We start from the raw sequence: 7975 nt of genomic DNA on the forward strand, positions 1-7975 counted from the left end.
GGGTGGGCGGAGACTCAGGAGTCTCCGCCCACCCGCCTTTTTCGTGCTTCTACGCCGACGCCGGCGGATACAGCGACCTCGGCAGCTGCGAGGCCGCCGGTGTGTCCAGGAGCCACAGGGTGCGGGCTCGGCCGTACGCGCCTGCCGCCGGGGCCTGGATCTCGCCCGCGCCCGAGAGGGCCATGGCCACCGCGTTCGCCTTGTCCTCGCCCGCCGCCAGCAGCCAGACCTCGCGGGCCGAGCGGATGGCGGGGAGGGTGAGGGAGATACGGGTGGGGGGCGGTTTCGGGGAGCCGTGCACGCCGATGACCGTGCGTTCCGTCTCCCGTACGCCGGGGTGCTCCGGGAAGAGGGACGCCACATGGGTGTCCGGGCCCACGCCCAGCATCAGGACGTCGAACGTGGGGACCGCGCCGTGGTTCTCGGGGCCGGCCGCGCGGGCCAGCTCCTGGGCGTAGGCCTCCGCCGCCGCCTCCGCGTCCGCGCCGTGGGGGCCGTCCGACGCGGGCATGGCGTGCACGCGCTCGGGGTCCAGGGGCACGGAGTCCAGCAGGGCCTCGCGGGCCTGGGTGACATTGCGCTCGGGATCGCCCTCCGGCAGGAACCGCTCGTCACCCCACCACAGGTCCAGGCGGCCCCAGTCGATCGCGTCCCGGGCGGGTGCGGCCGCCAGCGCGGCCAGTACGCCGTTGCCGTTGCGGCCGCCGGTGAGGACCACGGACGCCGAGCCCGTGGACGCCTGTGCGTCCACGATCCGGGTGATCAGCCGGGCCGCGGCGGCCTGCGCCATCAGTTCCTTGTCCCGGTGAACGACCAGCTGCGGGGTGCTCACTTCGTCGCCTTCTCCTTCGGTACGGGCACCGCGACCGGTTCCTTCGCGGGTGCCGGGGGAGCGTTCAGCCTCTCCACGCCGAACTTCAGCGCCGAGGCGTAGGTGTCGTCCGGATCCAGCCGGCGCAGCTCCTCCGCGATCAACTCGGCCGTCTCGCGCCGCTTCAGCGCCACCGCGCGCTCCGGCTGCCCCTGCATGGACAGGATCGCCAGGCGGCCGTCGGCCCGGTCCAGGGCGATCGGGCCGCAGCTGGTGTCCAGGCGGACCGCGGTCAGCCCCGGCCCGGCGGACCGGGAGCGCTTCACCGGCACGTCCAGCCGGTCCGCGAGCCACATCGCCAGCAGCTCGCAGCTCGGGTTGAGCTCCTCGCCCTCCACCTCCACGGCCTTCACCTCGCAGGTGACCTGGTCGAGGGCGGCGGCCAGCATCGAACGCCAGGGCGTGATCCGGGTCCACGACAGGTCCGTGTCACCCGGCGTGTACGCCTGGGCGCGCGCCGAGAGCTCCTGCACCGGCTGCTCGGAGGTGTAGGTGTCGGTGACCCGGCGCTGCGCCAGGGCGCCCAGCGGGTCCTTGGCCGGATCCCGCGGTGCGTTCACCGGCCACCACACGACGACCGGCGCGTCGGGCAGCAGCAGCGGCAGCACCACCGACTGGGCGTGGTCGGCGACCTCGCCGTACAGCCGCAGCACCACCGTCTCGCCGGTGCCCGCGTCCGCGCCCACCCGCACCTCGGCGTCCAGCCGCGAGGCCGTACGGTCGCGGAGCGTGCGCGAGACCCGCCTGATGACCAGCAGCAGGCGCGAGGGGTGCTCGCGCGAGGCGTCGCCGGCGGCCTTCAGCGCGTCGTAGGCGTTCTCCTCGTCGGTGACGATGACAAGGGTGAGCACCATGCCGACGGCCGGAGTGCCGATCGCACGGCGACCCTGCACCAGCGCCTTGTTGATCTTGCTGGACGTGGTGTCGGTCAGGTCTATCTTCATGGCCGGCGCCAGCTCCGTCCGTCTCGTGCGAGCATCTCGTCCGCCTCGGTGGGCCCCCACGTCCCCGACGCGTACTTCGCGGGCCTGCCGTGCTTGTCCCAGTACTCCTCGATCGGGTCGAGGATCTTCCAGGACAGCTCGACCTCCTCGGTGCGCGGGAAGAGGTTGGAGTCGCCGAGCAGCACGTCCAGGATCAGCCGCTCGTACGCCTCCGGGCTGGACTCCGTGAAGGACTCGCCGTAGGCGAAGTCCATCGACACGTCCCGGATCTCCATCGACGTGCCCGGCACCTTGGAGCCGAAGCGGACGGTGACGCCCTCGTCCGGCTGGACCCGGATGACGATGGCGTTCTGCCCGAGTTCCTCGGTGGCCGAGGTGTCGAAGGGGGAGTGCGGCGCCCGCTGGAAGACGACCGCGATCTCGGTGACCCGGCGGCCCAGCCGCTTGCCGGTGCGCAGATAGAAGGGGACGCCCGCCCAGCGGCGGTTGTCGATCCCCAGCTTGACGGCCGCGTAGGTGTCGGTCTTCGACTGCTTGTCGATGCCCTCTTCGTCGAGGTAGCCGATCACCTTCGCGCCGCCCTGCCAGCCGGCCGCGTACTGTCCGCGCACCGTGGACCTGCCCAGGTCCTTGGGCAGCTTCACCGCGCCGAGCACCTTGGTCTTCTCCGCGGCCAGCGCGTCCGCGTCGAAGGAGGCGGGCTCCTCCATCGCGGTCAGCGCGAGCAGCTGCAGCAGGTGGTTCTGGATGACGTCCCGGGCGGCGCCGATGCCGTCGTAGTAGCCGGCCCGGCCGCCGATGCCGATGTCCTCGGCCATGGTGATCTGCACATGGTCCACGAAGGACCGGTTCCAGATCGGTTCGAACATCGTGTTGGCGAAGCGCAGCGCCAGGATGTTCTGGACGGTCTCCTTGCCCAGGTAGTGGTCGATGCGGAAGACCTGGTCCGGGGCGAAGACCTCGTGCACGACCTTGTTGAGCTCCTCGGCCGACTTCAGGTTGTGACCGAACGGCTTTTCGATGACCGCGCGCCGCCAGGAGCCGGACGTCTGGTCGGCCAGACCGTGCTTCTTCAGCTGCTGGATGACGACGGGGAAGGAGCTCGGCGGCACCGACAGGTAGAAGGCGAAGTTGCCGCCCGTGCCCTGTGCCTTGTCCAGCTCCTCGATCGTCCCGCGCAGCCGCTCGAACGCGTCGTGGTCGTCGAAGGTGCCCTGCACGAAGCGCATCCCCTGGAGGAGCTGCTGCCAGACCTCCTCGCGGAACGGTGTGCGCGCGTGCTCCTTGACGGCGTCGTGCACCACCTGGGCGAAGTCCTCGTTCTCCCAGTCGCGGCGGGCGAAGCCGACCAGCGAGAAGCCCGGTGGCAGCAGACCCCGGTTGGCGAGGTCGTAGACGGCGGGCATCAGCTTCTTGCGCGACAGGTCGCCCGTGACACCGAAGATGACCAGGCCCGACGGCCCCGCGATACGCGGGAGCCGTCGGTCGGCGGGGTCACGGAGCGGGTTCGCCCCGGTGACGGAAAGGGGAGCCAAGGTTCTCAGCCCTCCGCGGGGGCGAGGCGCTCCAGCTCCGCCTCGGTCGACTTCAGCAGGTCGTTCCAGGACGTCTCGAACTTCTCGACGCCCTCGTCCTCCAGGACCTGGACCACGTCGTCGTAGGAGATCCCGAGCCTCTCCAGCGCGTCCAGGTCGGCGCGGGCCTGCTCGTAGGTGCCCCTGACGGCGTCGCCGCGGATCTCGCCGTGCTCCTCGGTGGCCTCCAGGGTGGCCTGCGGCATGGTGTTCACCGTGTTCGGCGCCACCAGCTCCTCGACGTACATGGTGTCCTTGTACGCCTTGTCCTTCACCCCGGTCGACGCCCACAGCGGACGCTGCCTGTTCGCGCCCTCCCGCTCCAGCGCGCTCCACCGGTCGGAGCCGAAGACCTCCTCGTACGCCTGGTAGGCCAGGCGCGCGTTGGCCACGCCCGCCTTGCCGCGCAGCGCCCTGGCCTCGTCGGTGCCGAGCTCGTCGATGCGCCGGTCGATCTCGGTGTCCACACGGGAGACGAAGAACGACGCCACCGAGTGGATCTTCGACAGGTCCAGGCCCTTCTCACGCGCCTTCTCCAGGCCGCTGAGGTAGGCGTCCATGACCGCGCGGTAGCGCTCGAGGGAGAAGATCAGCGTGACGTTGACGCTGATGCCGTTGGCGATGGTCTCGGTGATCGCCGGCAGACCCGCCCGGGTGGCCGGGATCTTGATGAGCGCGTTGGGGCGGTCCACCAGCCAGGCCAGCTGGCGGGCCTCGGCGACCGTCGCCTTGACGTCGTGCGCCAGGCGCGGGTCGACCTCGATGGAGACCCGGCCGTCCTGGCCGTCGGTGGCGTCGAAGACCGGGCGCATGATGTCGGCGGCGTCCCGGACGTCCGCCGTGGTGAGCATGCGGATGGCCTCGTCGACGGTGACCCGGCGGGCGGCCAGGTCGGAGAGCTGCTGCTCGTACCCGTCGCCCTGCGAGATCGCCTTCTGGAAGATCGTCGGGTTGGTGGTGACGCCCACGACGTGCTGCTGGTCGATCAGCTCGGCGAGGTTGCCGGACGTGATCCGCTTGCGCGACAGGTCGTCCAGCCAGATCGCGACGCCTTCGTCGGAGAGGCGCTTGAGTGCGTCTGTCATGGAAAATGCATCTCCTACATGTCGTATATGGGCGTCAGCGCTGGGCGGCGGCGAGGGATTCCCGGGCCTTGGCGGCCACGTTCTCGGCGGTGAAGCCGTACTCGCGGAAGAGGGTCTTGGCATCGGCCGAAGCACCGAAGTGCTCCAGGGAGACGATCCGGCCGGCGTCCCCCACGTACTTGTGCCAGGTCAGCCCGACACCCGCCTCGACCGCGACACGCGCCCGGACGGCCGGCGGCAGCACGCTGTCCCGGTACCCCTGGTCCTGCTCCTCGAACCACTCCACGGACGGCATGGACACCACCCGCGTGGGGACGCCCTCGGCCTGCAGCCGCTCGCGCGCCTCGACCGCCACGTGCACCTCGGAGCCGGTGGCGATCAGGACGACCTGCGCATCGCCGCCTTCTGCCTCGAACATCACGTAACCGCCGCGCGCGGCGTCGTCGTTCGGTTCGTACGTCGGCACGCCCTGGCGGGTGAGGGCCAGACCGTGCGGGGTGCCCTTGCCGAACTCCTTGGTCCAGCGGCGCAGGATCTCGCGCCAGGCGACCGCCGTCTCGTTGGCGTCGGCCGGGCGGACGATGTTCAGGCCCGGGATGGCCCGCAGCGAGGCCAGGTGCTCGACCGGCTGGTGGGTCGGGCCGTCCTCGCCCAGACCGATGGAGTCGTGCGTCCACACGTACGTCACCGGAAGGTGCATCAGTGCCGACAGGCGCACCGCGTTGCGCATGTAGTCGGAGAACACCAGGAAGGTGCCGCCGTAGACGCGGGTGTTGCCGTGCAGCGTGATGCCGTTCATCGCCGCGGCCATCGCGTGCTCACGGATGCCGAAGTGGATCGTGCGCCCGTACGGGTCGGCCTCCGGCAGCGGGTTGCCCTCGGGCAGGAACGACGACGTCTTGTCGATCGTCGTGTTGTTCGAGCCGGCCAGGTCGGCCGAGCCGCCCCACAGCTCCGGGATCACCTCGCCGAGGGCTTGGAGCACCTTTCCGGAGGCCGCGCGCGTGGCCACGCCCTTGCCCACCTCGAACACCGGGATCTTCTCGTCCCAGCCGGTGGGCAGCTCCGCCCCGGCGACGCGGTCGTACTCGGCGGCCCGCTCGGCATCGGCCTCGCGCCAGGCCCGGAAGGACTTCTCCCACTCCGCCCTGGCCTGCCGGCCGCGCTCCACGGCCTGCCGGGTGTGGCCGAGCACCTCGTCGGAGACCTCGAAGTGCTGCTCGGGGTCGAAGCCGAGGACCCGCTTGGTGGCCGCGATCTCGTCCTCGCCCAGCGCCGAGCCGTGCGAGGCCTCGGTGTTCTGCGCGTTCGGGGCCGGCCAGGCGATGATCGAGCGCATGGCGATGAAGGACGGCCGGTCGGTGACGGCCTTGGCCGCCTCGATCGCCGCGAAGATCGCCTGCGGGTCGAGGTCGCCGTTCTCCTTCGGCTCCACGCGCTGCACGTGCCAGCCGTAGGCCTCGTACCGCTTGACCACGTCCTCCGAGACGGCCGTCTCGGTGTCGCCCTCGATCGTGATGTGGTTGTCGTCCCACAGCAGGACCAGGTTGCCGAGCTTCTGGTGACCGGCCAGCGAGGACGCCTCCGCCGAGATGCCCTCCTGCAGGCAGCCGTCCCCCGCGACGCAGTAGATGAAGTGGTCGAACGGGGACTCGCCGGCCGGCGCCTGGGGGTCGAACAGACCGCGCTCGTAGCGGGCGGCCATCGCCATGCCCACCGCGTTGGCGACACCCTGGCCGAGCGGGCCGGTCGTGGTCTCCACGCCTGCCGTGTGCCCGTACTCCGGGTGGCCCGGCGTCGTGGAGCCCCAGGTCCGGAAGGACTTGAGATCGTCCAGCTCCAGACCGAAGCCGGCCAGGTACAGCTGGGTGTAGAGGGTCAGGGAGGAGTGGCCGGCGGACAGCACGAAGCGGTCGCGCCCCACCCACTGCGGATCGGACGGGTCGTGCCGCATCACCTTCTGGAAGAGGGTGTAGGCGGCGGGAGCCAGGCTCATCGCCGTGCCGGGATGGCCGTTGCCGACCTTCTGTACGGCATCGGCGGCCAGGAGGCGTGCGGTGTCCACCGCACGCTGGTCCAACTCGGTCCACTCGAGGTCTGTGGTGGTCGGCTTGGTACTCACCCTGGGTCAGGGCTCCTCTCCACAAGTCGGATGCAGGTACGTCACGCGCACCGGCTGCCGGCGTTTTCGGCGTCGGCGGGCCTTTGTCGAGCCTACCCCCGTAAGGACGTGCGTCTTTTCGAGTCGATCCAGACTGCCGGGACTGTTCACTATCCGTCTTCGGACTGGCCGGGACGGCGTTCGGCAACTCAATACGCAGCCGTTCACCCGATCGCTCAATCGAGCTAGACAAGGGCCCGCGCCAACACGACCCCACCCCCGCGAATGTCCGGATCTGGGCAACGTCTACAGTGGCGTGGTACGCGCGAGCTTTTCACCGTGAATTCACACGGCCGGGGCTCGCTGGGATGTCTCTGTCAGGGGTGTGCGTGACAGCCGTCGAATCCCGTCCAGCGGGCGTGCTCGATGCGAGCCAGAAGTCGAGCCGTCGGCCGTTCGGGGCCCGTGTCAAGGCGTTCGTGGCGCTGACCAAGCCGCGGATCATCGAACTGTTGCTGATCACCACGGTTCCGGTGATGTTCCTGGCGCAGCAGGGTGTGCCCGACCTGACGCTGGTGCTGCTCACCTGCGTCGGCGGCTTTCTGTCCGCGGGCGGCGCCAACGCGCTGAACATGTACATCGACCGGGACATCGACGCGCTCATGGACCGCACCGCGCAGCGGCCGCTGGTGACCGGCATGGTCAGCCCGCGCGAGTGCCTCGTCTTCGGGATCGCGCTGGCGGTCGTCTCCACGCTGCTGTTCGGCCTCACCGTCAACTGGCTGTCGGCGTGGCTGGCGCTCGGAGCGCTCCTCTTCTACGTCGTCGTCTACACGATGATCCTCAAGCGGCGCACGGCGCAGAACATCGTGTGGGGCGGCATCGCCGGCTGCATGCCGGTGCTGATCGGCTGGTCCGCGGTCACCAACTCGCTGGACTGGGCGCCGGTCATCCTCTTCCTCGTCATCTTCTTCTGGACGCCGCCGCACTACTGGCCGCTGTCGATGAAGGTCCGTGAGGACTACGCGCGCGTGGGCGTGCCGATGCTGCCGGTCATCGCCTCCAACAAGGTGGTCGCCCGGCAGATCGTGGTCTACAGCTGGGTGATGGTGGCGGTCTCGCTGCTGCTGACCCCGCTCGGCTACACCGGCTGGTTCTACACGACGGTGGCGCTCGCGGCGGGCGGCTGGTGGCTGTGGGAGGCGCACGCCCTGCAGAACCGGGCCAAGGCCGAGGTGACGGGCGCGAAGCTGAAGGAGATGCGGCTGTTCCACTGGTCCATCACCTACGTCTCGCTGCTGTTCGTGGCGGTGGCTGTGGACCCGTTCCTGAGCTGACGTCCCTGCGCGTTCCATACGGTCTCCGGGCGGGGCGGGTGGTCAAGGCCACCCGCCCCGCCC

The 7975-nt window shown here is 70.2% G+C and carries 6 protein-coding genes; 1 reads left to right on the forward strand and 5 read right to left on the reverse strand.

Going from position 1 to position 7975, the window contains the following annotated elements; genetic code table 11:
• Positions 1-49: 49 nt before the first annotated feature.
• Genes pgl through tkt form a run of 5 tightly spaced genes read right to left on the reverse strand, consistent with a single transcriptional unit; the run spans position 50 to position 6596 of the window.
• Positions 50-790: a 6-phosphogluconolactonase gene (gene pgl, locus DEP02_RS24350; RefSeq protein WP_232839264.1), complete on the reverse strand. Its 741-nt coding sequence runs from the start codon at positions 788-790 to the stop codon at positions 50-52.
• A gap of 38 nt (positions 791-828) precedes the next feature.
• Complete coding sequence (opcA, locus tag DEP02_RS24355) at positions 829-1815, reverse strand: glucose-6-phosphate dehydrogenase assembly protein OpcA (RefSeq protein ID WP_112469828.1); 987 nt, start codon at positions 1813-1815, stop codon at positions 829-831.
• Entirely contained in the window at positions 1812-3350 is a 1539-nt protein-coding gene (gene zwf / locus DEP02_RS24360) for a glucose-6-phosphate dehydrogenase (RefSeq protein ID WP_112469829.1), read from the reverse strand. Before zwf ends, opcA begins: the two co-directional genes overlap by 4 nt.
• A 5-nt stretch (positions 3351-3355) precedes the next feature.
• Positions 3356-4474: a transaldolase gene (gene tal, locus DEP02_RS24365; RefSeq protein WP_112469830.1), complete on the reverse strand. Its 1119-nt coding sequence runs from the start codon at positions 4472-4474 to the stop codon at positions 3356-3358.
• A gap of 34 nt (positions 4475-4508) precedes the next feature.
• Complete coding sequence (tkt, locus tag DEP02_RS24370; protein WP_112469831.1) at positions 4509-6596, reverse strand: transketolase; 2088 nt, start codon at positions 6594-6596, stop codon at positions 4509-4511.
• 347 nt (positions 6597-6943) lie between these two features.
• Here tkt and DEP02_RS24380 point away from each other — a divergent pair, with 347 nt between their 5' ends.
• On the forward strand, positions 6944-7912 hold the full coding sequence (locus tag DEP02_RS24380) for a heme o synthase (RefSeq protein ID WP_198668566.1): 969 nt from the start codon (positions 6944-6946) through the stop codon (positions 7910-7912).
• Positions 7913-7975: the final 63 nt, after the last annotated feature.

Source organism: Streptomyces triticisoli, assembly GCF_003270085.1.
Taxonomy (GTDB): domain Bacteria; phylum Actinomycetota; class Actinomycetes; order Streptomycetales; family Streptomycetaceae; genus Streptomyces; species Streptomyces triticisoli.

Excerpts from the sequence above, each read along its gene's own strand:
- DEP02_RS24380 (WP_198668566.1), top strand. The coding sequence starts at position 6,944 with ATGTCTCTGTCAGGGGTGTGCGTGACAGCCGTCGAATCCCGTCCAGCG.
- pgl (WP_232839264.1), bottom strand. The coding sequence starts at position 790 with ATGGCGCAGGCCGCCGCGGCCCGGCTGATCACCCGGATCGTGGACGCA.
- opcA (WP_112469828.1), bottom strand. The coding sequence starts at position 1,815 with ATGAAGATAGACCTGACCGACACCACGTCCAGCAAGATCAACAAGGCG.
- tal (WP_112469830.1), bottom strand. The coding sequence starts at position 4,474 with ATGACAGACGCACTCAAGCGCCTCTCCGACGAAGGCGTCGCGATCTGG.